The organism is Phaeobacter sp. LSS9, assembly GCF_003443595.1.
Classification (GTDB): Bacteria; Pseudomonadota; Alphaproteobacteria; order Rhodobacterales; family Rhodobacteraceae; genus Phaeobacter; species Phaeobacter piscinae.
Genome location: NZ_CP031956.1, coordinates 1,452,819 through 1,477,078, shown reverse-complemented (window position 1 = coordinate 1,477,078; position 24,260 = coordinate 1,452,819). Strand labels below are relative to the sequence as shown.

The 24,260-nt window shown below is 61.9% G+C and carries 25 protein-coding genes; 14 read left to right on the top strand and 11 right to left on the bottom strand.

Going from position 1 to position 24,260, the window contains the following annotated elements; all coding sequences use genetic code 11:
• Positions 1–92 precede the first annotated feature (92 nt).
• A complete protein-coding gene (yghU, locus tag D1820_RS07035) occupies positions 93–974 on the bottom strand; it encodes a glutathione-dependent disulfide-bond oxidoreductase (protein ID WP_118068346.1) in 882 nt (293 codons plus the stop codon).
• A 392-nt stretch (positions 975–1,366) separates the two neighbouring features.
• On the opposite strand from yghU, the gene D1820_RS07030 reads away from it, so the two are divergent.
• Positions 1,367–1,885, top strand: coding sequence for a YHS domain-containing (seleno)protein (locus D1820_RS07030; RefSeq protein WP_118068345.1), 519 nt, complete (start codon positions 1,367–1,369; stop codon positions 1,883–1,885).
• Positions 1,886–2,041: 156 nt separating this feature from the next.
• Here the strand turns inward: D1820_RS07030 and D1820_RS07025 are convergent, their stop codons facing one another.
• Complete coding sequence (locus tag D1820_RS07025; RefSeq protein WP_027246824.1) at positions 2,042–2,650, bottom strand: GcrA family cell cycle regulator; 609 nt, start codon at positions 2,648–2,650, stop codon at positions 2,042–2,044.
• A gap of 315 nt (positions 2,651–2,965) precedes the next feature.
• Between D1820_RS07025 and D1820_RS07020 the strand changes: the two genes are divergently transcribed.
• Positions 2,966–3,802 carry an ABC transporter permease gene (locus tag D1820_RS07020; RefSeq protein WP_118068344.1) on the top strand — a complete coding sequence of 279 codons (837 nt, stop codon included), beginning with the start codon at positions 2,966–2,968 and terminating at the stop codon, positions 3,800–3,802.
• Here the strand turns inward: D1820_RS07020 and D1820_RS07015 are convergent.
• The gene (locus D1820_RS07015) at positions 3,784–4,713 is read right to left on the bottom strand and encodes a DMT family transporter (protein ID WP_118068343.1); all 930 of its coding nucleotides are present in this window, start codon (positions 4,711–4,713) and stop codon (positions 3,784–3,786) included. The two genes, D1820_RS07020 and D1820_RS07015, sit on opposite strands and share 19 nt — an antisense overlap.
• 336 nt (positions 4,714–5,049) lie before the next feature.
• On the opposite strand from D1820_RS07015, the gene D1820_RS07010 reads away from it, so the two are divergent.
• Together D1820_RS07010 and argF are read left to right on the top strand one after the other, a co-directional pair.
• Positions 5,050–6,234: an aspartate aminotransferase family protein gene (locus D1820_RS07010; RefSeq protein WP_118068342.1), complete on the top strand. Its 1,185-nt coding sequence runs from the start codon at positions 5,050–5,052 to the stop codon at positions 6,232–6,234.
• Positions 6,235–6,343: 109 nt separating this feature from the next.
• A complete protein-coding gene (gene argF / locus D1820_RS07005) occupies positions 6,344–7,270 on the top strand; it encodes an ornithine carbamoyltransferase (protein ID WP_118068341.1) in 927 nt (308 codons plus the stop codon).
• Positions 7,271–7,376: 106 nt separating this feature from the next.
• Here argF and D1820_RS07000 read toward each other — a convergent pair whose 3' ends face one another.
• The 3 genes from D1820_RS07000 to hrpB all read right to left on the bottom strand — a co-directional run bounded on the left by D1820_RS07000 (position 7,377) and on the right by hrpB (position 12,094).
• The gene (locus D1820_RS07000; RefSeq protein WP_014875328.1) at positions 7,377–8,858 is read right to left on the bottom strand and encodes an inorganic phosphate transporter; all 1,482 of its coding nucleotides are present in this window, start codon (positions 8,856–8,858) and stop codon (positions 7,377–7,379) included.
• 90 nt (positions 8,859–8,948) lie between these two features.
• On the bottom strand, positions 8,949–9,407 hold the full coding sequence (locus D1820_RS06995; protein ID WP_040174005.1) for an NUDIX hydrolase: 459 nt from the start codon (positions 9,405–9,407) through the stop codon (positions 8,949–8,951).
• A 182-nt stretch (positions 9,408–9,589) separates the two neighbouring features.
• Positions 9,590–12,094, bottom strand: coding sequence for an ATP-dependent helicase HrpB (hrpB, locus tag D1820_RS06990; RefSeq protein WP_118068340.1), 2,505 nt, complete (start codon positions 12,092–12,094; stop codon positions 9,590–9,592).
• 142 nt (positions 12,095–12,236) lie between these two features.
• On the opposite strand from hrpB, the gene meaB reads away from it, so the two are divergent.
• The 5 genes from meaB (at position 12,237) to D1820_RS06965 (ending at position 15,542) form a co-directional block, all read left to right on the top strand.
• The gene (meaB, locus tag D1820_RS06985; protein ID WP_118070086.1) at positions 12,237–13,259 is read left to right on the top strand and encodes a methylmalonyl Co-A mutase-associated GTPase MeaB; all 1,023 of its coding nucleotides are present in this window, start codon (positions 12,237–12,239) and stop codon (positions 13,257–13,259) included.
• Positions 13,260–13,570: 311 nt separating this feature from the next.
• Complete coding sequence (gene rpmB, locus D1820_RS06980) at positions 13,571–13,861, top strand: 50S ribosomal protein L28 (RefSeq protein ID WP_024096446.1); 291 nt, start codon at positions 13,571–13,573, stop codon at positions 13,859–13,861.
• 184 nt (positions 13,862–14,045) lie between these two features.
• A complete protein-coding gene (locus D1820_RS06975; RefSeq protein ID WP_371311714.1) occupies positions 14,046–14,402 on the top strand; it encodes a DUF2946 family protein in 357 nt (118 codons plus the stop codon).
• A 53-nt stretch (positions 14,403–14,455) separates the two neighbouring features.
• Positions 14,456–14,926 carry a copper chaperone PCu(A)C gene (locus D1820_RS06970; RefSeq protein WP_118068338.1) on the top strand — a complete coding sequence of 157 codons (471 nt, stop codon included), beginning with the start codon at positions 14,456–14,458 and terminating at the stop codon, positions 14,924–14,926.
• A 160-nt stretch (positions 14,927–15,086) separates the two neighbouring features.
• A complete protein-coding gene (locus tag D1820_RS06965; RefSeq protein WP_118068337.1) occupies positions 15,087–15,542 on the top strand; it encodes a low molecular weight protein-tyrosine-phosphatase in 456 nt (151 codons plus the stop codon).
• 3 nt (positions 15,543–15,545) lie between these two features.
• On the opposite strand, the gene D1820_RS06960 is transcribed toward D1820_RS06965, so the two are convergent.
• The 4 genes from D1820_RS06960 to D1820_RS19095 all read right to left on the bottom strand — a co-directional run bounded on the left by D1820_RS06960 (position 15,546) and on the right by D1820_RS19095 (position 18,813).
• Entirely contained in the window at positions 15,546–16,511 is a 966-nt protein-coding gene (locus tag D1820_RS06960) for a LysR family transcriptional regulator (RefSeq protein ID WP_040174015.1), read from the bottom strand.
• Positions 16,512–16,680: 169 nt separating this feature from the next.
• Positions 16,681–16,992 (bottom strand): hypothetical protein, encoded by a 312-nt coding sequence (locus D1820_RS06955; RefSeq protein ID WP_014875319.1) that lies wholly within the window; start codon positions 16,990–16,992, stop codon positions 16,681–16,683.
• A 251-nt stretch (positions 16,993–17,243) separates the two neighbouring features.
• A complete protein-coding gene (locus D1820_RS06950) occupies positions 17,244–17,426 on the bottom strand; it encodes a hypothetical protein (protein ID WP_014875318.1) in 183 nt (60 codons plus the stop codon).
• A gap of 250 nt (positions 17,427–17,676) precedes the next feature.
• Complete coding sequence (locus D1820_RS19095; protein ID WP_162894041.1) at positions 17,677–18,813, bottom strand: hypothetical protein; 1,137 nt, start codon at positions 18,811–18,813, stop codon at positions 17,677–17,679.
• Between the two features lie 201 nt (positions 18,814–19,014).
• On the opposite strand from D1820_RS19095, the gene lepA reads away from it, so the two are divergent.
• The 3 genes from lepA (at position 19,015) to D1820_RS06930 (ending at position 22,603) form a co-directional block, all read left to right on the top strand.
• Positions 19,015–20,829 (top strand): translation elongation factor 4, encoded by a 1,815-nt coding sequence (lepA, locus tag D1820_RS06940; protein WP_102896599.1) that lies wholly within the window; start codon positions 19,015–19,017, stop codon positions 20,827–20,829.
• A gap of 429 nt (positions 20,830–21,258) precedes the next feature.
• Positions 21,259–22,041: a DUF3800 domain-containing protein gene (locus tag D1820_RS06935; RefSeq protein WP_162894079.1), complete on the top strand. Its 783-nt coding sequence runs from the start codon at positions 21,259–21,261 to the stop codon at positions 22,039–22,041.
• 322 nt (positions 22,042–22,363) lie between these two features.
• A complete protein-coding gene (locus tag D1820_RS06930) occupies positions 22,364–22,603 on the top strand; it encodes a hypothetical protein (protein WP_118068334.1) in 240 nt (79 codons plus the stop codon).
• Between the two features lie 68 nt (positions 22,604–22,671).
• Here the strand turns inward: D1820_RS06930 and D1820_RS06925 are convergent, their stop codons facing one another.
• Positions 22,672–22,821 (bottom strand): entericidin A/B family lipoprotein, encoded by a 150-nt coding sequence (locus D1820_RS06925; RefSeq protein ID WP_081497224.1) that lies wholly within the window; start codon positions 22,819–22,821, stop codon positions 22,672–22,674.
• Between the two features lie 242 nt (positions 22,822–23,063).
• Here D1820_RS06925 and D1820_RS06920 point away from each other — a divergent pair, with 242 nt between their 5' ends.
• Positions 23,064–23,372 carry a hypothetical protein gene (locus D1820_RS06920; protein ID WP_118068333.1) on the top strand — a complete coding sequence of 103 codons (309 nt, stop codon included), beginning with the start codon at positions 23,064–23,066 and terminating at the stop codon, positions 23,370–23,372.
• 300 nt (positions 23,373–23,672) lie between these two features.
• Complete coding sequence (locus D1820_RS06915; protein ID WP_118068332.1) at positions 23,673–24,188, top strand: alkylphosphonate utilization protein; 516 nt, start codon at positions 23,673–23,675, stop codon at positions 24,186–24,188.
• The last annotated feature ends 72 nt before the right edge of the window (positions 24,189–24,260 follow it).

The window sequence follows — 24,260 nt, the reverse complement described above, 5'->3', positions numbered from 1 at the left end:
AGGTCTCAAACAGAAACATCGCGGCCCTGTTCGGGGCCGCGATGTCCAGTGTTTTCAGCCGTGGTGACAGGCGGGGCAGGCCCCGCACGCGGTCAGCTGTCCGCGTCAGCTGGTTCCAGCTTGTCCTGCGTCTTGGTCTCAAAATCGGACGCATCGTGACGTTCGCGCAGCTGGGTGTGCAGCTCACCAAAGGCCCGGTTGACCATGCGGCCCCGTGACACCGCCGGACGCGCGTCGATTTCCTTCGCCCAACGCAGCACATGGGTGTAGCTCTCCACGTCCAGGAACTCTGCCGCCTCATAAAGACGGCCCAGCACCAGCTGGCCGTACCAGGCCCAGATCGCCATATCGGCGATGGAGTAATCCTCTCCCGCGATATAGCGGTTGTCGGCCAGTTGCCGGTCCAGCACATCCAATTGGCGTTTGGCCTCCATCGAGAAGCGATTGATCGGATATTCGTATTTCTCCGGCGCATAGGCATAGAAATGACCAAAACCGCCGCCCAGATACGGCGCGCTGCCCATCTGCCAGAACAGCCAGTTCATCACCTCGGCGCGGGCGGCTCCTTCCTTGGGCAGGAAGGCGTCGAATTTTTCCGCCAGATGCATCAGGATTGAGCCGGATTCAAACACCCGCACCGGCGCATCGCCGCTGCGGTCCATCAATGCCGGGATCTTGGAGTTGGGATTGACCTCGACGAAACCGGATCCGAACTGATCCCCCTCACCGATATTGATTAGCCAGGCGTCATATTCGGCGCCACTGTGGCCGGCGGCCAGCAGCTCCTCCAGCATCACCGTGACCTTCACCCCGTTGGGTGTGGCCAGCGAATAGAGCTGATAGGGATGTTCCCCCACCGGCAGCTCTTTGTCATGGGTGGCCCCGGCAATAGGACGGTTGATCGAGGCAAAGCGGCCACCGCTTTCCTGCTCCCAGGTCCAGACTTTTGGCGGGGTGTAAGTTGTGTCACTCATCTGTTGGCCTTGTTTTGAAACGGTTTTTGAATGTGTCAGGCGGTCATGTTGCGCCGCTCCGATGCAGGGGGCGACGCGGCATTGTGCAAAACATAAGCAGGCCGCGCAAAATTCCAATGACTGGAAGGTCTGCGGCCTACACTTTTTGTTGACCACCCCCGGGCAGAGTAGGCGGCGTTGATGTCATGATGCCACGGCAAATATCCTCATCCAGAACCAGCCTGTAACAAAACATGCGCCTCTGATCACAGCGGCTCCGTATCGGACACAGGGACGTGAGCCCCCCTTCGCATCGCGGCGGATCTGAATATTGTCTAGCCAGCCCGGCTGTTATGGTCGGTGTCCAGTTTTGCCTGGGGGTCCTTCGACCCATGCCCTTGAAAGGATAGTCTATGAAACGCGTTCTCTTTGCCGCCCTTGCCGCTGCCTCTTTTGGTTTGCCTGCGTTTGCCGGGGATCAGTATATCGACAGCACCGGCTTTGCGGTCTCCGGCTATGACGTGGTGGCCTACCGCGATCTGGCGCAGAACCCCGTTGGCAGCGCCCAACCCGCAGCGGTACCGGGCAATGCGGCCTACACGGCTGATCATAACGGCGCCACCTTCGCCTTCTCCAGCGCAGCGAATCGCGACAAGTTTGCCGCCAATCCTGACTATTACGCGCCGCAATATGACGGCCACTGCGCCTATGGCGTCTCCAAGGGTGGCAAGGTTCCGGGCAATCCAAACCTGTGGCGCATCGTGGATGACAAGCTGTACCTCAACATCACCAAAAACGTTGTTGGCTTCTGGGAAGAGGATATTCCCGGCAATATCAACCTCGCTCAGGGCAACTGGCCGGAGATTGAACCGGCGGACGCCTCCAAGAATGTGATCCCCAACTTCACATCCTCTGCCCCGGAACAGGGCTGATCCGGGCGATCCGATAAGGAGAGGGCAGGGGTGTATGCCCTGCACCCTCCCCAAACGACAGTACCCAAAGAAAACAGCGCCCCGGAGCAATCCGAGGCGCTGTTTTGATCTTCAAGCGGTGGCCGATCTTTCGCAAGGTCAAGGCCGACCCGCAGTTTACCGTTTGCGGTCGCGGCGTGCGCTCATCGGCTGGAACGCCACGCCGACATGGGCTTCGCAATAGGGTTTGCCCTGCTGAACAGGCAGGCCGCAGAACCAGAAATCCTCGGTCGCGGGATCACCCACGGGCCATTTGCAGGTCCGCTCGGTCAGTTCCATCAGGCCCAGCTTCTTGGCCTTTTTCTCGATCTCGTTGACCTTGGCCAGCGCTTCGGGGCTGATTTCATTGGCCGAGGGCTGCGGCGGCAGCGGCTGGCCGGCCGGAATGATCTGGCGGCGTGCAGGCGTGGCCGGGCGACCTTCGGCAGAGGCCGCAGGCTCAGGCGTCACCGGGCGGGCCGGTTCGGTCTTGGGCTGCGGCTTGGGCTTGGCCGGTGCGGCCGCAGCTGCGGCGGGCGCCGGTTTTGGTGCCGCGGCGGGTTTTTCCTTGGGCTCGGCGGCGGGTTTGGCCGTACCGCTGTTGCGGTTGGACAGTCCCAGGCGATGCACCTTGCCAATCACGGCGTTGCGGGTCACGCCGCCCAGTTCCTTGGCGATCTGGCTTGCAGATTGCCCTTCGCCCCACATTTTCTTGAGCAGTTCGACGCGCTCGTCTGTCCAGGACATCTGTTGCCTTTCCAAGCTAAAAGCGGCCCCAGATCCTGCGGCCGCCATCGAATTCCGTATCAGGCCCCTATTCTAATCACTGCGTGCCGAGTTACAAGAGCGTCTTGTGCCTCGGGGTCTGCTCTCTTGGTCCTTATTGGCCCCTGCCAGCCTTTGGCAGAGGCGCTTTGGGGGTGAAAGCCGCTTGCCCCGGCAGGGTGGGCATGGTTTGACGCAGACGATCGACCGATGAGGACCACCTGGGGCCGTCACCGATCGGCAAGCCCACAAGATTGGCCCGCAGATGGTCCCCGCAGATAAGCAAAGAGGCGCGACATGGCACAGCACACCCCAGAGCAGACAGCAACGGCGACACCGGCCATCGCCCTTGGAGAGCGGCGCTTCGGGCGGATGAACTGGCTGGGTCTGCGCACGCTGGCGCGGCGCGAAATCACCCGGTTTCTGGTGGTCTGGACCCAGACGCTGATGGCGCCGATGGTGACGGCCGCCCTGTTCCTGATGATCTTCAATATCGCCATTGGTCCGGGGCGGGGTGATGTCATGGGCGTGCCCTTCATCGAATTTCTGGCTCCCGGTATCATGATGATGACGGTGATTCAGAATGCCTTTGCCAATACATCATCGTCGATTGTGATCACCAAGGTGCAGGGCAATATCGTCGATACGCTGATGCCGCCCTTGTCGGGGGTTGAAATCCTGCTTGGCTATCTGGCCGGGGCGGTGGCGCGCGGCGTTCTTGTCGCGCTGGGCATTGGCACCGGGTTGATGCTGGTGCTGGGTGTGGTGCCGGAACATCCGCTGGTGGCCCTGCTGTTCGTGGTGCTTGGTGCGCTGTTCCTGGGTGGGCTGGGCATTGTCGCCGGTGTCTTTGCCGAGAAATTCGATCAGATGGCGGCGATCACCAATTTCATCGTGACACCACTCGCCTTCCTGTCGGGCACTTTCTATTCAGTGGAAGCGCTGCCGCCGGTGCTGCGGCTGCTGTCACATCTCAACCCGGTGTTCTACCTGATCGACGGGGTGCGATTCGGGGTGATCGGCACCTCCGACAGCTCCCCTCTGCTCGGACTGCTGGTTTGCAGCCTGTCCAGTGCGGCGATTGGCACATTGGCCTGGCTGATGCTGCGCAGCGGCTACCGGCTGAAGTCCTGATCCGCCTGCGCGCCCGGATCCACATGTAGGGTCGGCACCTGCTGCCGCCCCTCGCGCCAGGCCAAGAGCGCCGCGCCCGCCAGGATGATCACGGCGCCCAGAACGGTGATCGCATCCGGCGCCTCGGCAAAGACGGCAAAATCATAAATCGCGGCAAAGATCAGCGTGGCATAGCTGAACGGCGCCACAAAAGAGGCATCCGCCCGCGCCATTCCATTGATGAAACAGCCCTGCGCACAGGCCATCATGGAGCCAAGCGCGACCATCAACGCCCATTGCTCGGCTGTTGGTGGCTGCCAGATTGCCATCACCGCAACGCTGGCAATCACGGACCCCAGCAGATTGTTGAACCACAGGATCTGCAACGGCTTCTCTCGCCCGGCCAACCGTTTGATAAAAATCAGCTCCAGCCCCATCACCGCAGCCGCCGCCAGCGCCAGCAGGCTTGCGGGCTGAAAACTGGCAGGGGTGGGACGCAGCAGAACCATCGCCCCCAGAAGCGCAATCGCCGCCGCCGCCCAACGCCAGCGTCCAACGGTTTCCCCCAGCAGGGGGATCGCCAGCAGCATCCCGAATACCGGGTTCAGAAAAGTGATCGCGGTGGCATCGGCCAGTGGGATATAGGCCACGGCTGCAAACATCAGCGTCACCCCCATCCAGCCGAAACTGGTGCGCCCCAGATGCAGCCCCCAATGCGGCGCGGTAAACCGGGGGCGCCGCAGCGCAACCAAGGTGCTGATCGCCAAAAACGCAAACACGAACCGGCCAAAACTGATCTGCAGCGGATGCAGCGGCGCCCCCAGAGCCTCTGTGCCAAGCGCTTTGGCGACCAGCGTGGTGCCTGCGATGAACACCGTGGCGAGCAGGATCAGCGCAGCGGCGAGGGCGGGGTTCTGACGGGTGTTGATCATGCTGCCAGCACTGCCCGTTGCTGCCACCAAAAGCAAGCCACCAGAGGGGGCACCGTGGGTGAGGTGGCTGGCGCATCCGCCGATTACAACAGCTGACACCTTCGAATTGATCAGCCGCGCTGATAAACAGTCTTTTCTTCCCCCGAAACCTCCGTTATGGATGCAATCATGATCACCGCTGCACATATCACTCTGCTGCGACGCCGACGCCACAGCGCGTAATCCGGCCCCGATCCCCCGTGCCCTGTTGCGGCACCTCCAACTTCTCCAATATCGTTGACCCTGCGGCCCGGCTGCGTCACTGCTTGGCCCAACATGTCCAAAAGGAAGATCCCGATGATCCCGTCCGTTCTGCCCACCTATAATCGTGCGCCCCTCAGCTTCGTGAAGGGCGAAGGCGCCTGGCTGATCGAGGCGGATGGGCGACGTTTTCTGGATCTGGCAGCGGGTATTGCGGTGAATGCGCTGGGGCATGCCCATCCGGCCCTGGTGAAGGCGCTGACCGATCAGGCCGAAACCCTCTGGCATGTCTCCAACCTCTACCACATCCCGCAGCAGCAGGCGCTGGCGGATCGGCTGGTGGAGCACAGCTTTGCCGATACGGTGTTTTTCACCAACTCCGGCACAGAGTCCTGCGAACTGGCGGTGAAGATGGCGCGGAAGTATTTCCACGACAAGGGCCAGCCTGAGCGGGTGGAGATCCTGACCTTCTCCGGCTCCTTTCATGGCCGCTCCTCGGCCGGGATCTCCGCCGCCGGTTCTGAGAAGATGACCGGTGGCTTTGGACCCATGTTGCCGGGGTTCACACATCTGATGTTTGGCGATCTGGATGGGGTAACCGACGCCATCAGCGATCACACTGCCGCCATTCTGATCGAACCGGTGCAGGGGGAGGGCGGCATCCGCCCGGTGCCTGACACCGAACTGAAGGCGCTGCGCCAGATCTGTGATGAGCATGGTCTGCTGCTGATCCTCGATGAGGTGCAATGCGGCGTGGGCCGGACCGGCAAGCTCTTTGCTCATGAATGGGCAGGCATCACCCCGGACATCATGATGGTGGCAAAGGGCATTGGCGGCGGCTTCCCTCTGGGCGCAGTGCTGGCCACCGAAGAGGCCGCCTCCGGCATGACCGCCGGCACCCATGGCTCCACCTATGGCGGCAATCCCTTGGGCTGTGCAGTGGGCTGCGCAGTGATGGATCATGTCACCGACCCGGAATTCCTTGCCGAGGTGAACCGCAAGGCCGGTCTCCTGCGCCAGAAGCTTGAAGGGCTGGTGGCCGCCCATCCGCAGGTCTTTGAAGAGGTTCGCGGCAGCGGTCTGATGCTGGGTCTGAAATGTGTCGCGGCCAATACCGATGTGGTGGCCGCAGGCTATCAGGCTGAAGTGGTCACCGTGCCCGCCGCTGACAATGTGGTCCGCCTGCTGCCGCCGCTGACTCTCACCGATGAGGATATCGCCGAGGCCTTCACCCGGCTTGATCAGGCCGCCACCGCTGTGGAGGCCAAAGCGGACGCCTGAGGCGTCATCTTTCCTGAAATACTCCGGGGGTGCGGGGGCTGGCCCCCGCGCGTGGCCGCAACGGCACCCGCACCGGCACGACACAAGCACAACGAAAGCGACGTTCGATATGAACCATTTCCTTGATATCCATAAAACCGACGCCAGCGCCCTGCGCAGCATCATCGATCAGGCCAGCGCCACCAAACAGGCCCGCCTCGGTCGGCCCAAGGCGGCGCCGGATGATGAGCTGCCGCTGAAGGATCGCATGGTGGCGCTGATTTTTGAAAAACCCTCCACCCGGACTCGCGTGTCCTTTGACGTCGGCGTGCGCCAGATGGGCGGCCAGACCATGGTGCTGTCGGGCAATGACATGCAGCTGGGCCATGGTGAGACCATTGCCGACACCGCCCGCGTACTCAGCCGTTATGTCGATATGATCATGATCCGGACCTTTGATGAAACCGTGCTGACCGAAATGGCAGACTATGCCTCGGTGCCGGTGATCAATGGGCTCACCGATCGCACCCATCCCTGCCAGATCATGGCTGATGTCTTGACCTATGAGGAACATCGCGGCCCCATCAAGGGCAAGAAAGTCGTCTGGTGCGGCGATGGCAACAATGTCTGCGCGTCTTTCCTGCACGCCGCCGCGCAGTTTGAATTCGATCTCACCTTCACTGGCCCGTCCCAGCTTGATCCGGAGCCTGAATTCATCGGTCTTGCACGCAAGGCAGGGTCACAGGTGATCATCGAACGCGACGCTGCCAAAGCGGTCGAGGGCGCTGATCTGGTGGTCGCCGACACGTGGGTTTCAATGCACGACAGCCAGTCCTCGAAGGAGCGCCGCCACAACATGCTGCGCGGCTATCAGGTGAATGACGCGCTGATGGCCCATGCCAAACCCGATGCGCTGTTCATGCATTGCCTGCCTGCCCACCGCGAGGAAGAGGTGACCTCCGCCGTGATGGACGGCCCGCAGTCGGTGATCTTTGACGAGGCCGAAAACCGCCTGCACGCGCAAAAGGCAATCATGCGCTACTGCCTCGGCGCCTGAGCCAGGCTCCTCAGCCCGTGAAGAGCGCAATAATAAACCGCCGCACCCGATCAGGATGCGGCGGTTTTTCTATTTCAGGTCGGGGGCGTCAGGCCGGGGGCCGGGATCACATGGTGATCGCGGTCAGCGCCAGGAAGACACAGCCCGACAGCAGGGCGGCGGCCGGCACGGTGATCACCCAGGCGGCAGCAATGGTCATGAAATGGCTACGACGCACCAGCTTGCGACGACGGCGTTCTTCTGGGGCGATCCGCTTGGTCTCGGGTCGCGTGGCGGAACTGCGCTTCAGGCGGCGTTCCATATGCCATTCGCGGAAGAAACCCACGCCAAACACCGCCCCCACCGCGATATGGGTGGAGGACACCGGCAGCCCCAGCCAGCTGGCCACAATCACGGTGATCGCTGCCGACAGCGACACACAATAGGCGCGCATCGGGTTCAGTTTGGTGATCTGGCTGCCGACCATGCGGATCAGCTTGGGGCCGAACAGGAACAGGCCAAAGGAGATGCCAAAGGCGCCGATCACCATGACCCAGGTCGGGATCGCCACTTTGGAGGCGATATCGCCAAACTCGGTGGTGTGCACAATCGCTGCCAGCGGACCCACCGCATTGGCCACATCATTGGCGCCATGGGCAAAGGACAAGAGCGCGGCCGAGATCACCAGCGGGATTGAGAACAGCACTTTCAGCGATTTGTTGCGATTTTCCATGCCCTCCGACTGACGCTTGATCAGCGGTGCGGTCACCACATAGGAAAGACCGCCGACCGCTGCACCAATCAGCAGTGCGATTTCCAGATCAATCTTGATGATCCGTTTCAGGCCTTTCAGCGCCAGATAAGAGGCAAAGGCCCCCGCCATGATGCCGACCAGCACCGGCACCCAGCGGCGCGCAGCGGCGATCTTGTCGTCCTGATAGATGATCTTGGCCTTGATGAAGGCGAGGAACCCGGCCGCAATCAGCCCGCCCAATACGGGGGAGATGACCCAGCTGGCAGCGATTTTGCTCATTGTGGGCCAGTTCACAGCACCAAACCCGGCAGCGGCAATGCCTGCCCCCATGACACCGCCCACAACCGAATGTGTGGTTGAGACAGGCGCGCCGATCCAGGTCGCGAGGTTAACCCACAGAGCTGAGGAAATCAGCGCCGCCATCATGGCCCAGATGAACACTTCGGAGCTGGCAACGCCCGCCGGATCAATGATGCCTTTGGAAATGGTCGAGACCACATCGCCGCCGGCCAGCAGCGCACCGGCACTTTCGGCCAAGGCAGCAATCACGATAGCTCCGCCCATGGTCAGCGCATTGGCGCCCACCGCAGGCCCCATATTGTTGGCCACGTCATTGGCGCCGATGTTCAGCGCCATATAGGCGCCAAAGGCCGCCGCCGCGATCACCACAAAGTTCGACGGCGCCGAGCCGAGGAACACCGCAGCACCAACACCGGCGAGGGCAATGAAGACCAGCGCGATGCCGGGGGCAACCAGCGGGCGCGACACATAGGATGTCGCCAGTTCAAGTTGAGAGATCCGGTTAAGATCCCGGTCCAGTGTCTTCCACTGCGGTCGCTGCGGTGCGTCGCTCATTGTATCGATCCCGATTCAAAAGTTGCGCACGCGCCTAGCGTCCCCGTTGCAGTCATGCAAGGGGTTTGTCATATTTCAATCACGGATCTGTTACAATTGACGCAGAAGATCGCTCAATTCAGGCTCCGCCACCAGCTCTGCCGCGGCCTTCGGGGACATCCACTCACGGGTCCGCTCGGACTGTTCCGGGTAATCATCAGAAAGCTCCAACACCTCGGCGACATAGACCAGAGTATGGACAACTTCCTTGGTGCCGTTGTCTTGCAATTTCACATATTCATAGGTGCCGACCGGGTCGCCCTCGATCCGGGCTTCGCGCACGCCGGCCTCTTCCCAGGCTTCCTGTAGCGCTGACTGCGGGCCGTTCATGCCCTTGATGGGCCAGCCCTTTGGTACGATCCAGCGACCGGTGCCACGACTGGTGATCATCAAAACCTCTTTGCCCTCAGCACCAGTGCGATAGCACATGGCGGCCACTTGCAGCCGCTTGGGACGAAAGAACATTGGCCGGAGATACTCCTCCCAGGCGCTGGACATGATATGTTTCATTGCTGCTCAGCTTTCTCGTGCCCGTGGTGAACTGCGGGCCCATTTTTTGCTTTGTAACAATCTTTGCACGTTAGGGGCGAAATACAAGAGGGGGCGGGCGGTAAAATTCGGGGATTTATCGCATATCGGTGCAAAATACCGTGAAATTGCGGGGAAATTGCGTATTTGGGCGTCGTTTTTGCCTATTTGCGCGGTTTGGCCCGCAATGTCGGATCGGCTTGTGTGGGGTCTTCGGGCCAGGGGTGTTTGGGATATTGCGCCCGCATGTCCTTGCGCACATCCGCATAGGACCCGGACCAGAAACCGGGCAGATCGCGGGTGATCTGGATGGGGCGCTGCGCCGGGGACAGTAGGGATACCTTCAGCGCCACGCCACCAACTGTGGGATGGCGGGTGACCCCAAACATCTCCTGTAGTCTGACGGAAATCTCCGGCACCTCTTCGGCATAATCAATCGGGATCTTGCGCCCCAGCGGCGTGGTGAAATGTGGCGGCGCCAGCTGGTCCAGTCGCTGCGTCTGCTCCCAGGTCAGCGCCGTGCGTAGCGCAGGCAGCGGGTCAAAGCGTTTCCAGTCCTCGGCGCTCCGGACCCCCTCCAGCATCGGCAGCAACCAGTCTTCCAATGTCGCCAGCAAAGCTTCGTCGCTGAAATCCGGCATATCCTCCCCATCCGCCTGCAACAGCCGCACCCGCGCCACAAACCGCGCAGCGGCGCCGCCCAGCCGCAGACCCAGCTCGCGCACCCCTTCCAGCATGGCGGTGGCGATGGCGTCGGCGGGAACATCCTTCCAGATGTGATCCTCCAGCACGATGGCCCCCAGACACTGCTGGCGGCGCGCCACCACCCGGCGGTCACGTTTGGACCATGTGCAGGTCTGCTGCGGTGTGATCTGGTCGGAAAATTCGCTGCGCAGTTCCGACAGGGTGATCGGCGTGGCCAGCCGCAGCCGCGCCTCACGCGGGTTGCCGTCACTGTCCAGCCCCACCAGAAACGGGGAGGCGGCAAGGCTGTCCTCCGGTGGCAGCACCGCGCCCTTGCCCCCGGAGAGCACATAGCGTGGCGCATCGCCCTTGCGGCGCTGTCCGATCCGGTCGGGGTAGACGGCGGCGGCCATCACGGCAGCGCTTGCGGATGCAGAGGATGCGCCACTGCGCGCCTGCCGGGTCAGTCGCTTGGCCTCTCCCTTGATACGCTCCAGCGTGGGGACATTCAGCTGATAGCTCCGGCGGCGCTGAAACCCTCTGGCATCGCGCAGCGCCTCCAGCCGCAGCGCCAGATCCACCGGCGCACCGCGCAAAGGATCGCGTTCCGCCAGCAGGGCCGCCAGCGGTGCCGCATCAGCGCCAAACCGCGCCAGCATATGCCCCAGACGCGGATGCAGCGGCAGCTTGGCCAGGGCCTTGCCATGGGGGGTGATCCGACCCTCCCCATCAAGCGCGCCCAGCATCCGCAAGAGCGCCTGCGCCTCCTTCAGCGCGCCGTCCGGCGGTGGCGTGAGAAACGGCAGATCATCCGGAGCCGCCCCCCAAAGCGCCAGCTCCAGTGCCAGTGATGTGAGGTCAGCGGCCTGGATCTCCGGTGGCGGAAACGCAGCCAGCGCCCCGTCTTCGCCCTTGGTCCACAGCCGGTAGCCGACCCCCGCCGCCACCCGGCCGGCACGGCCCTGCCTTTGGGTGGCCTCGGCGCGGGTCACACGTTCGGTGACCAGCCGCGACATGCCCGACCCCGGATCAAACCGGCTGCGCCTTGCCAGCCCCATATCCACCACCACGCGAATGTCCTGAATGGTGAGTGAGGTTTCCGCAATGGAGGTCGCCAGCACCACCTTGCGCAGCTTCGGGTCGGGCTGGATCGCGGCGCGCTGCTCGGTAAAGGGCAGGGCACCAAACAGCGGGCGCACCACGCAATCGCCGGGCAGCCGACCAGCCAGTGCAGCAGCGGCCTTGCGGATTTCGCCCTCGCCGGGCAGGAACACCAGAATGCCGCCGCCCTTGGCCTCGGAACTGCCATTGCCGCCAGATCCTGCGGGTCGAGTCTCCGCCTCGGCGCGTTGCACCAGATCCACCAACGCATCCAGTCGCCGGGGGCCACGTCCGCTGCGGCTGTCCGCTGCCAGCGGCGCCTCCAGCCAGCGTGTCCCCACCGGATAGCTGCGCCCCTCGGAAGTGACCAGCGGCGCCTCCATCAGTGCAGCCACCGGCGCGGCATCCAGTGTCGCCGACATCGCCAGCAGGATCAGATCGTCGCGCAGCGCGCCCGCCACCTCAAGGCAGAGCGCCAGACCAAAGTCGGCATTAAGGGAGCGTTCGTGGAATTCGTCAAAAATCACCGCGCCAACGCCGGGCAGATCCGGGTCCGATTGCAGCATCCGCGTCAGGATGCCCTCGGTCACCACTTCGATCCGGGTGTCTGCGCTCACCTTCGCTTCACCGCGGATCCGGTAGCCCACGGTCTGCCCGACCGGCTCGCCCAATGTGTCGGCCATACGCTCGGCGGCGGCGCGCGCGGCCAGTCGGCGCGGCTCCAGCATGAGGATGCGCCCGTCGCACAGCCCAGCCTCCAGCATCGCCAAGGGCACCCGCGTGGTTTTGCCTGCCCCCGGCGGGGCCTGCAGCACGGCGCGTTTGTGGCGCTGTAGCGCAGCAATCAGTTCGGGCAGGGCGTCATCAATGGGCAATCTGGTCATGCTGCCTTATCGCCAATGGCGCGGGTCTGGTCCAGCGCCGACCTCACTGGCTTTGTCCTCCTGCGACGGATGCTCTCTGGACAATCGCGGCCCGGCTGCGCCATCAATGCGCGACAGGCGGATGGGAGCGGGAGAGGCCGATATGTCAGCAGCAGACAAACCGAAAGGTGCCACGCGGGGCGCCGTGCCGGATATTGACGATCTGGCCACCCGCATTCTGGATGGCGAACGCCGGGCGCTGGCGCGGGCCATCACGCTGGTCGAAAGCGGACGCGCCGATCACCGCGAGGCCACCACTCGCCTGCTGGACCTGCTGGCCCGCGAAAACCGCCAATCCCTGCGCATCGGCCTGTCCGGCACGCCGGGGGTGGGGAAATCCACCTTTATCGAGAGCTTCGGCATGATGCTGATCGCGGCGGGCCTGCGGGTCGCGGTGTTGGCAGTGGACCCCAGTTCAACCCGCTCCGGCGGGTCCATTCTGGGCGACAAGACCCGGATGGAGCATCTCAGCCGCGAGAAGAACGCCTTCATCCGCCCTTCGCCAAGTCAGACACATCTGGGCGGCGTCGGCCGCCGCTCCCGCGAGGCGGTGGCGCTCTGCGAGGCGGCGGGATTTGACGTGGTGCTGATTGAAACCGTCGGGGTCGGGCAGTCCGAAACCGTAGTCTCGGAAATGTCCGACCTGTTTCTCTTGCTGCTGGCCCCGGCTGGCGGGGATGAGCTGCAAGGCGTGAAGCGGGGCATTATGGAGATGGCCGACATCATTTTGGTGAACAAGGCTGATGGCGATCTGAAGCCCGCCGCCACCCGCACCTGTGCAGATTATGCCGGGGCTCTGCGCCTTTTGCGCAAACGCCCGCAGGATCCGGATGGCTATCCCAAGGCGCTGATGGTCTCCGCCGCCACCCGTGACGGGTTGGAGACCGCTTGGGATGATATGCAGACGCTGGCCGATTGGCGGCGCGAAAACGGCCACTGGCAGCGGCGGCGCGGCGAACAGGCCCGCTACTGGTTTGGCGAAGACGTGCGTCAGGCGCTACTGGCCCGGCTGGAGACGCCTTGGGCACAAGGCCGTATGGCCGATCTGTCAGAAGAGGTCGCTGAGGGGCGCGTCACCCCGGCGGCGGCAGCCAAGGACCTGCTTGCAGGGCTGGGGATTGGCTGAGCGGTCTGGCGCCGGGCGGCTGGCGGCCTGCGGGAACGCCACCCGTGGCCGCACCGAAAACCTGCGATCAGCGCTGGATTTCACGGCTGAGGCAGGCTAGAAGGGCGCGAACCTTGGATGCGGGAATGGCCCGTTAGGGGTGTGTGCACAGGTTGTCCCATAAAACCGTTTCATATGGCTTGACCCTGCACGCGATTCCTCCTAAACGCATCCAACCAGTTTTCGGGCGCAGCCAATGGCCGCGCCCCTTGTAATTTGGTGCTCGATTCGAACCATGATCAACGGGCGCCCCAGATACGAAGGATGAACCTATGTCGCGCCGTTGCGAACTGACCGGAAAAGGCCCGATGACTGGCAACAATGTCAGCCACGCCAACAACAAAACCAAGCGTCGCTTTCTGCCGAACCTGAACGACGTTACGCTGCAGTCCGAGACGCTGAACCGTGGCATCAAGCTGCGCATCTCCGCTGCTGCTCTGCGCACCGTCGACCACCGTGGTGGTCTGGACGCCTTCCTGGCCAAAGCCAAGGACGAAGAGCTGTCCAACACCGCGCTGAAGGTCAAGAAAGAGATCGCCAAGGCGCAAGCCGCAGAGGCCTGATCGCCGACCTCCCCGCCCAAGGGGCGGGACAGAGATTTTAGACGCCGTGCATGAGATCATGCGCGGCGTTTTCTTTTTGCCGATGTGGCCGTTGAGGCCGGGACCGGCCTGTTGCATGTGCCTTTGCCTGCGTCGCTTTTTCGCCTTGCGGCGGCGCGGTCACAGGCGCATATCTCATCCCGACATGACCTTTCTGCGATCATATCTGGCGCTTGCCCTGATCGCGCTGATGGCTCTCACCGGCGTCAGTGCTCAGGCGGGGATGCGTGATGCGACCGGTCAGATGGTGATCTGCACCGGCACTGGCCCGGTGATGGTTTATATCGACAGCGATGGTCAGCCAGTGTCGCCGCCGATGGACTGCCCTGAGTGTCTGACCTTTGTTGCGGATCTGGGCCTGCCCCTGGCGGTCTTTGGGCACAGCACCCTGCCGCAAAAACTGCCGCGAGACATAGTGCAGCGCGCTGAGATACGGACTGTGGTGCGGCTGGCGGCCTTTGCTCGTGGGCCGCCGGAACTGGGACGTTCCCGCGCGGTATGACCGCGCTGTTTCTGACCCAAATTCCAAAGTCTACGTATCAAGGATCAAAGATTATGACCTTCAAGACCACGATCGCCGCCACCTTCGCCGCACTCAGCTTTGCCACTGCGGGGCTCGCCGCTGACGTCACCGTGACGGATTCCTACGCCCGCGTCTCCTCCAAAGCGGCCAAGAGCGGCGCTGCCTTCATGCTGATCGAAAACGCCACCGACAGCGATGACCGGCTGATCGACGCGCGCAGCGATGCCGCAAAGCTGGTGCAGCTACACACCCATAAGGAAGGCGAAAACGGCGTCATGCAGATGCTGCACGTCGAGGAGGGCTTTGCCATTCCCGCAGGCGACACCCACATGCTGCAGCGGGGCGGCGATCATGTGATGCTGATGGGGCTGACCAAATCGCTGGAGCATGGCGACGCCATCGACCTGACACTGGTATTCGAGAAGGCCGGTGAGGTCACCGTGACCGTTCCCGTCGATCTGGAGCGCAAGCCCGATCACGGCGCGATGAAACACTCGCACTGATCGACCCGTTGATCAGGGTCTGATCTGACACCTGATCAAACACACTATGGCCAATCCGCGCTCTGCTGCATGGGTTGGCCATTTTCTTTTGCCGCAGTCGGGTTACGATAGATCTCGCAATTGGTGCCGGGTGGCGGTGCAATCTTCAAGGGCGATGAGAATGGCGCAAAAGATCCTCTTTGTCTGTCTTGGCAATATCTGCCGCTCGCCCGCTGCTGAGGGCGTGTTTCGCGCCTTATGCCCGGAGGTGGACACCGACAGCGCCGGCACTGCCAGCTACCACGTGGGGTCACAGCCCTATGGGCCGATGCAGGCCGCCGCCAGCGCGCGTGGGATTGACCTCTCCGACCTGCGCGCACGTCAGTTCGCGCCGCAGGATTTCACCCGGTTTGATCTGATCATCGCAATGGACGGCGACAATCTGGCAGACATTGAGGCGCAGCGCCCCGCGGGCAATACCACGCCCGTGCAGCTGTTCACAGATTACGCGCCGGGGCAGGGCACCGATCACGTCCCCGATCCCTATTACACTCGCGATTTTGAGGGCTGTCTTGATCTGATTGAGGGGGCCGCCGCTGGGTTGACCAAGGCGCTGCGCAACAGCGATGCGGGCTAGGTCTTAGTCTTCCAGCACTTTCAGATCGCCCGCCAGCCAGGGCAGGCGCTGAACGGCAGGATCAATCATATGCCCCTGCACCAGCCGTCGCATGGTCTGCGCCACGTCGCGCGGCACCCGGTCGGCCCAGTCAGCACTGGAAAACAGCGAAATCCGCCGCGAAAACGCGCCAAAAGGCAGCGGGAAAGCCTCAATCTCATCATGGAACCGCGCTGCCCGCATATAGCCCAGCGGCGTGGTGATCGCCCAGCCAATCCGACGCGCCACCAGCGCCATCAGCGACAGGTGGGAGCCGATCTCAAACCGTTCTTCAAACAGCAGTTTCTGCCGCGCAAGATGCGCCTCGATCTGCTGCGAGATCAACTGGCTGCCCTCGTAGCGCAGGAACGGCAACGCGTTGAGGATATCCTGTTCCGCCTCTGGCTTGCGCAGCATCCCGCGCGGCGCCACCAGCATGAAGGGATCCTGCACCAGCGGGTATTCGGTGATCCCCTCGCGCAGGGCACCAGAGGTGGCCGCCACCGCGATATGCAGCTCGCGCGCGTCCAGCGCGTCCAGAATGTCGTGGCTGGAGGCGGTGATCATCTTGAAGCGGCAATTGACCAGGCTTTCGGCCAGAGTGGTCGCCAGACGCGGGGTCAGATCATTGTCGAAATCGTCAATCAGCCCGATGGACAGCGTCGACAGGTGGTTGAGGTCAACCACGCTCAATTCGCTCTGTGCCAGCCGCAGTTCCGTCAGCACCGCCTCTGTTCTGGCCAGAAAATTGCGCCCGGCAGGCGTCAGCACCATCGGGCGGCGGCCATGGTTGACCAGCTCCGCCCCCAGCGCGCTTTCCAGATTGCGCAGCTGCTGGCTGACCGCAGGCTGGCTCAACCCGGTGAGCGCGGCGGTCTGCGCCACGGATCCGGTTTTGGCCAGCGCTTCGAACACTTCAAGCCCGCGCAGCGTCACCCCTTTCATCAACATATCTGCGGTCCTGCCTGATGTTGCGGGCGCGGGTCTGCGTCCCGTCGATGGGAAAGGGGAGGGGCGATGCGGATCGTCTACTCAGCTGCGGTCCGCGTTGGTGTCTTATGCGATTTCATCCGGGCAGAGGGGGGGAAGTGCGCGTTTGCACCAACCCTGCCACGCCGGATCAGCTGCAAACGCGTGCGGCATTCTCGCCAAAGGATTTGTACCGCTTCCACAGCCGTTCATCCGAGCTGCGGCTCGACTGGCGCACCACCTGGGCCTGATGCGGATCGCTGAACCATTTGGAGACGGTCTTGCGTTCGCTGCGGTTGAGGCTGGCGTTGGCCACCGACTGGATGCAGCGACACAGCGAGGGTGAGGCGGCGGTGCGGTCCGACTGGCGGCAGGCTTTCTCGATCGCGCCGGCTCCGGCGGGGGCAGGCATCACCCCGGTGATCATCACGGCGCATAGCGTGGCGGTCAGCAGTAGCTTCATCTTCATTGTCCCTAGAAATCTGCAAGTGCTCTGATCTGAGCGGGTCTGTTGCCCGCACTTGCCGGGACTATGCCGCAAGCGGCGGGGGCTTTCAATCTAGGTAAACAGCTGGTTAGCCCTCGGCGGAAACCCGCCAATGGGTGTTTGTCGCGGCCAGACAGGGACGCGCCGCACTGGCCCGTCCTGCGCCGGGCGCGGTCGGGTGTATCGCCCGCAGCCGATGGCGGGCGCCAAGGGTCATCTGGCGCGCGTCAGGACTGGTTTGGCCCGCGCAGGGACAGGATCATTTGACGCACGGACTTCCAGTCCTCGGCTTCGGCGGTTTTGCCAACCTCCTGACAGCGCCGCATTTTCTGCGCCACTTCGGCCTCGGCCTTGTCCCCATGCGCTGAGTAGAGCGCACGGGCATATTCAGCAGTTCTGATGGCGTCCATTTCGGTGTCCTCCTGAGCAGTGGGATCCCCCGCAGCGGGGGCGCGCGTCTCGCGGAATGGCCGCAGTATAGCGTATTTTCGACCCGCCCGCAGGAGGCCAGACGAATTTGCGGCGTTTTGGCGGTGCGGGGAGGTCAGGCGCGGTTTGGGGATGGGCACGCGCCTTCCCGTTTTGCCGAAGGCAAACCTACGGTTTGAGGGAAGGGTCAGGCACGGCCCGACCTTGCGGCCGACGGGGGGCCTGTTCAGCCTATTGAAGCGTTTTGACGAATGCCCCAATGGCTTTGACAACCGATTGAACGCCTTCGGTTTGCGCCGTGACCGTGACGGCTGTTGCCCTTGCAGTCCATTTGGCACCTGCCTTGGCCAATTCCTTGGTTCCCTCGCGGATCATGCCGTCCGCAATCGATCCGCAGTAAGCCGCCATGCGCAGGCAAATGTCCCAGAGCGCCTTGGCGATCTTTTCCAGCTGCAAAGGGGAGGGGGACGGTTTCGCGATTTCCTCCTCCAGCTCCTCAACCTGTTTCCAGATCAGCGCGAGGTCGGTTTGAAAAGCACGTGCCGGAGCATCCTCCAGCGGTGGCCCCCCATTGTCGCCGATCAGAGCGGTTGCTGGACTGTGTTGAAATGTTGTCAGTTGTTCCTTGAGGTTGGCAATTTCCCGTTCCAAATCGTAGCGGCTGCGGATCCGCTCAATCTCGGCGGCAACGGCTTCAGGGCCTGCGTCCCAGATTGCATCGTCGATCAGGGCAACCCGGCGTTGCAGGACCCAGTCGAGCGGTTTGCCATCGAGGAAACCTTGATACCAGTCGCGCCAGAAGGACCAATCAGCTTTGTTAGACGAAAACAAATCAAATTCTTGCCAAACTGCCATAAGCAACTCCTCTCCCTCGAATGGCGACAATAACTTGGTTTGGAACAACGTCGAAGGCGATAACTTTGCATCCTGAAATGACGCCGACTGTGCTTTTCTTTTGCATTCAACTTTTTGCCCTTGTGGTGCGACGAAGAGCGCCAGCGTGTCAGCGGCATCCGAAACTGCACGTAAGGCAGGCGTCGAAGCGTTTGAGTAGGTTGAACTGGCGGCGCTGGCTGCAAATCTGGCGGCCGACAGTGCGCTGGCAGCGACATTGACCATGGCATCTGCGAGGTCAAGTTCCTCGTGCGGAGCGAGATCAGACTGCATTTGTGAAAGACGTGATGATTGGCTTGAAAGGTGGATATCTTCTACCGTGGGTTCTGCGGCCAAAGCGGCGGTGGAGTGTTCCACAACCTGGGCTGCTGGGGTGGTGTGAGCGGTCACAGCAACAAGAGTTGCTCGAAGGCACGCGAGTAGGGGTATCGAACCATTCTGAAGAGCAGTTCTTTGGTCATTTGGCTTCATCATCGCAAGAGTGCTTCGGAGAACCGAACGCCCAGCTATCGCAGTGCAGAAGGGGCGGTCCTGCACCCTAAGCCATCTTTGAAAGTCGTCCATATTGGAAATCACTTCACCGCATCCAATTCTCAATTCTGCGCATCAAAATAACTTAGGCGAAGGCAAAGCCCCCGCTTGACCAAACCCTAAAACCAAATCATATCCCCTTGCATGACAGACCTCGCTCACATCCGCAATTTCTCCATCGTCGCCCATATCGACCATGGCAAATCCACCCTCGCTGACCGGCTCATTCAGGAGACCGGAACGGTTGAGGACCGCGATATGAAGGAGCAGCTGCTCGACTCCATGGATATCGAGCGCGAGCGCGGCATCACCATCAAGGCCAATACCGTCCGCATCGACTACACCGCCGACGACGGTGAGACCTATGTGCTCAACCTGATCGACACCCCCGGTCACGTCGATTTTGCCTATGAGGTCTCCCGCTCCATGCGCGCGGTTGAAGGCTCGCTTCTGGTGGTCGACAGCTCGCAAGGGGTGGAGGCGCAGACGCTGGCCAATGTCTACCACGCGCTGGACGCGGACCATGAAATCGTGCCTGTCCTGAACAAGATCGACCTGCCGGCCTCCGACTGTGACCGCGTCGCCGAACAGATCGAGGATGTCATCGGCATCGACGCCTCCGAGGCGATTCAGGTCTCCGCCAAGACAGGGCAGGGCATCCGCGATACGCTGGAAGCCATCGTCCAGCAGCTCCCGGCGCCCACCGGCACCCGCGACGCCCCCCTGAAGGCGATGCTGGTGGACAGCTGGTATGATGCCTATCTTGGTGTGATCGTTCTGGTGCGGATCATGGACGGCGTGCTGAAAAAGGGCATGCGGGTGAAGTTCATGTCGAACAACACCCTGCACCATGTGGATCGTATCGGCGTGTTCCGCCCCGCGATGCAGGTGGTGGATGAGCTGGCACCGGGCGAAATCGGCTTCCTCACCGCCTCGATCAAGCAGGTGCGCGACACCCGCGTCGGCGACACCATCACCAATGACCGCAACGGCACCGAGGTGGCGCTGCCGGGCTTCAAACCTGCGCAGCCCGTGGTGTTCTGCGGCTTGTTCCCGGTCGATTCAGCTGAATTCGAAGATCTGCGCGACGCCATCGATAAGCTGGCGCTGAACGACGCGTCATTCAGCTTCGAAATGGAAACCTCTGCCGCGCTTGGGTTTGGTTTCCGCTGCGGTTTCCTCGGCCTCTTGCATCTTGAGGTGATCCGCGACCGGATTGAGCGCGAATATAACATCGAACTGATCACCACCGCGCCCTCCGTGGTCTACCATGTCTATATGAAGGGCAAGGACGGCGAAGCGGGCGAGATGATGGACCTGCACAACCCCGCCGATATGCCTGATATGTCGAAGGTCGACCACATTCAGGAACCCCGCATCAAGGCGACCATTCTGGTGCCCGATGAGTATCTCGGCGATGTGCTGAAGCTCTGCCAGGACCGTCGCGGCATTCAGGAAGACCTGACCTATGCCGGCTCCCGCGCCATGGTGGTCTATGACCTGCCGCTGAACGAGGTGGTGTTTGACTTCTACGACCGGCTGAAATCGGTGACCAAGGGCTATGCCTCCTTCGACTATCAGATGACCGGCTACCGCGAGGACGCGCTGGTGAAGATGTCGGTGCTGGTCAATGACGAGCCGGTGGATGCGCTGTCGATGATGGTGCACCGCGACCGGGCCGAGATGCGCGGCCGCGCCATGTGCGAAAAGCTCAAGGACCTTATCCCGCGCCACATGTTCAAGATCCCGATCCAGGCCGCCATCGGCGGCAAGGTGATCGCCCGCGAGACCCTCTCCGCCCTGCGCAAGGACGTGACCGCCAAATGCTACGGCGGCGACGCCACCCGGAAGCGCAAGCTTCTGGACAAGCAGAAAGCGGGCAAGAAGAAGATGCGCCAGTTCGGCAAGGTCGACATTCCGCAGGAAGCGTTTATTTCAGCCCTCAAAATGGACAGCTAAAGCTGGCCGTTTTTGAGGGAGGGCGGGGATGCGCACTTGGCAAAGCCAATTGCGTGCCCGCACCCCAGCAATGACGCGGTGACTATGCGACACCTTCAAACGCATGCAACACGGGGCTTCGGCCCCGTTTTCTATTCCGGCGATTGCCAAGTCCCGCCCGGCCTAAAGGCCGGGCAGCGCCCGATCCGCCCCAATTAAATCAAAGGTTTGCCTCCGGCAAAACGGCGGGCGCTACGCACCCACCCTCGGACCGAGCGCTGCCCTGTGGTTGTGAAAGCCGAGCGGTTAAAGCGGTGGGTGTGGCCAATTGCGCGGATACACCAAATAAGTGAAAATCCTCTGGACTCCAGAAAGGGTTATTGTACGGTTTGGAGCGCAACTGTCTGTTTATTATGTAAAATGAAACCATCAACCAAGTATGTGCTCTACGTGGACGAGAGCGGCGATCAGGACGTCAAAAAGTTTCGCACTGAAGAACGGGTGCGTGGCTCTGACCCATTTCTAGTGTTTGGAGCCTGTCTTGTACCTGTGAAGTTCCAAGATGAAATAAGGCAAGCTTTGACCTCGTTTCAATGTGAAATCGGGGTCAAGCAGCTTCACAGCACAGATCTCGTTCACCTAAAGACCGCATACTTCTGTCGAAAGGTTCAGAGTATGCGTGTTTTGCTTTTTGGGCTTGTTTCTAAGAAGGAAACGCTCGGGAGTTACACGAAACAAATTGCCGACTTGAAGGATACCGAGGCTTACTACAACAAATGTGCAGCATACTTGTTAGAGCGCTTGGGCCACTTCATGTCACAGACAGGTATCGGCCCGGAGCAGGTGGAAATTGTTTTTGAGGAGAAGAAGCATGATTACAAGAAACTCAGGAACCTCATAGGAACTATGCAAGATACACCGCACGACGATCGGGCGCGTTACCTGTCAAGAATAGCTCCACATCGAATAAAGGCGCAGGCAAAGAAAGATGAAATCTTACTTTCTCTGGCAGATTTGACTGCGTTTAGCTTGTATCAATCTGTTTCAAAGCTTCACTCCAATTTTGGTTATCCAGAATTTCGCTATATGAGAGAGCTTCGCCCAAAGTTCTGGAACAACCCAAAGGGCAAAAAGATCGCTAACTTTGGAGTGAAGTACATTCAGGGACCATTCAAAATGAATTTGGAAGGTGATGCGCTGAGATTTGCTCTTTCTATGTATCAAGATAAGTGACTGCTTAACAAACACCTGTGGCTGAATGCGGGTCCTTCTCTTCCGCCCGGTCGCCAGACCGGGTAGCGCCCATCCCACCCCGTGGGGCGGGCGCTTCGCTTCCCACCCCGCCGGGCCGGGCGCTGCCCTCGGCGTGCTGATCTGATGTTAGGCAAACTCCATTAAGCGGGCAGGCTCGCCCTGCGACCTTCGGCCAACCGTCGCTCCTCTCCAAACCCCATGCGCCACTCTCCGCCCATTCGCGGCCTCTCCGCACCAACCCGCTGAAAATCCACCCGTTCCACGCTATCCTAAACCCCGTTCATCTGGGGAGGGGAACACCATGAAACAGCTGACTTTGGCCGCTGCACTCACCCTCGTTGCGTCACCGCTTCTGGCCGGACAGTGCCCTGCCGACATTGCCGCCATCGACGCGGCACTTGCCGCGGGCACCGAACTGTCGGAGGCCGATCTGGCAACCGTTCAGGAGGTGCGCGACGAGGGGCAGAGCCTGCATGACGCGGGCGATCATGATGCCTCGGTTCAGATACTGGCCGACGCCAAGGCGATGCTCGGCATCTGAGGTCCCGCAGGCCAAACAAAAACGCCCGGCGGCAAACCGGGCGTTTCCACATCTTTCGCATCCCGTCGTCAGAGGTTGTTCTGCACATCTTGTGCGGCGCCGCTGATGGCTTGGCCGGCTTTGGAAATGTCGCGGCCTGCGCCTTTGGTGGTTTCGCAGGCGGTCAGGCCAAACAGCGCGCCGGTCAGGGCAAGCGTGGTGAGGGCGGTTCGGATCATCTCATGTCTCCCGTGGTCGATCTTGCCCAACAGATAGCAAGGCGGACTGAGCCGTTCCAGTGGTTTGCGGGGGGATATATCGGTGGCATTTCAGGACTACCGTCGCGCTGGACCCCATCGCCGACACCGACCCCATCCCCCATATCCAGCGAGTACCACTTTGGGATGAAACCGCATAGGTTGAGTCGGGCCGATAAAATTTCGTCAGCAAAACCTGTCACCGATCCGGGGAGGACCTCTGAATGAACCACGCCGCTCAAAAGGACATACTGACACATTTGCGCAAGGGCCTGCCAGCCGTTGGCGTACCGATCACTGCTGAGGCCACTGTGGTGCCGCTGGCGCCCCGGCGCGCAAGCCCGGCCATGGCGCAGCCGTCCGAGGCCGTGCTCAGCCGCAAATGGCTGGAGTTGCGCCGCGATATCGACTGTGCCCTGGCCCGTCTGGATGAGGGGTCCTATGGCTATTGTCAGATCTGCGGCGATCGGATCTGCGACAGCCATCTGAGTGCGCATCCAACCACGGCGTTCTGCGCGTCCTGCGCGGGCTGACGGCGCCGCGTTATTGCAGGGCTGGCGCGTTGCGGGATTGGCGCCTCCAACCAGTGCCCGCAACAGCGCTCCAGCGCCGACGCCGGCCCTGCCAACGCAAGCCCCTGCCAACGCAGCCCCCGGCAGGCCCAATCCTCCGCAAGCTCAATCCCCTGTGGACCCGCAGCACATCTCCGCGCTGCATCCCAACTCCGCCCGCGCCTCCACGCGGGCGCTTTTCTTTTTGACGGTTTTCATTGCCGGCCTGCTCCCCTACAGCAGAACCATCCTGTTCTGACCTGCCCCGATGGAGCTTTGCCGATGTCCTGCGCCCTATGTGCTGCCGAAACCCCGCTGGTGTCTTATGAGGTGACCGGCGCCCCCGATGGCCAGTCCCCGGAGGTGGCGCTTTGCGAGATTTGCGCGGAACAGGTGGCCGGGGAGCTTGATCCCAACCACATGCGCTGCCTGTCCTCGGCGATGTGGTCTGAAACACCGGCGGTTCAGGTGCTGGCGGCCCGGCTGCTGGCGCGGCTGGCGGATCACGACTGGGCGCGCGACCTGGCCGAGCAGCTCTGGCTGGAGGATGAGACCCGCGCCTGGGTCGAGGCGGCACCGGCCACCAGCGCCCACCGCGACAGCAATGGCGCGCCGCTGGCGCAGGGCGATTCCGTGGTGCTGATCAAGGATCTGCCAGTGAAGGGCGCAGGCTTCACCGCCAAGCGCGGCACGGCTGTGCGAAATATCTCCCTCGTCGCCGACACCCCCGCGCATATCGAAGGCCGGGTTGACGGGCAGCGCATCGTCATCCTCACCAAATTTGTGAAAAAGAAATAGGCGACCCAGTCGCCACAGGGCCGCAGAAATGCGCGCCCGCCCGTTGCCGCCCTGTCCCGGATGTGCCACAAC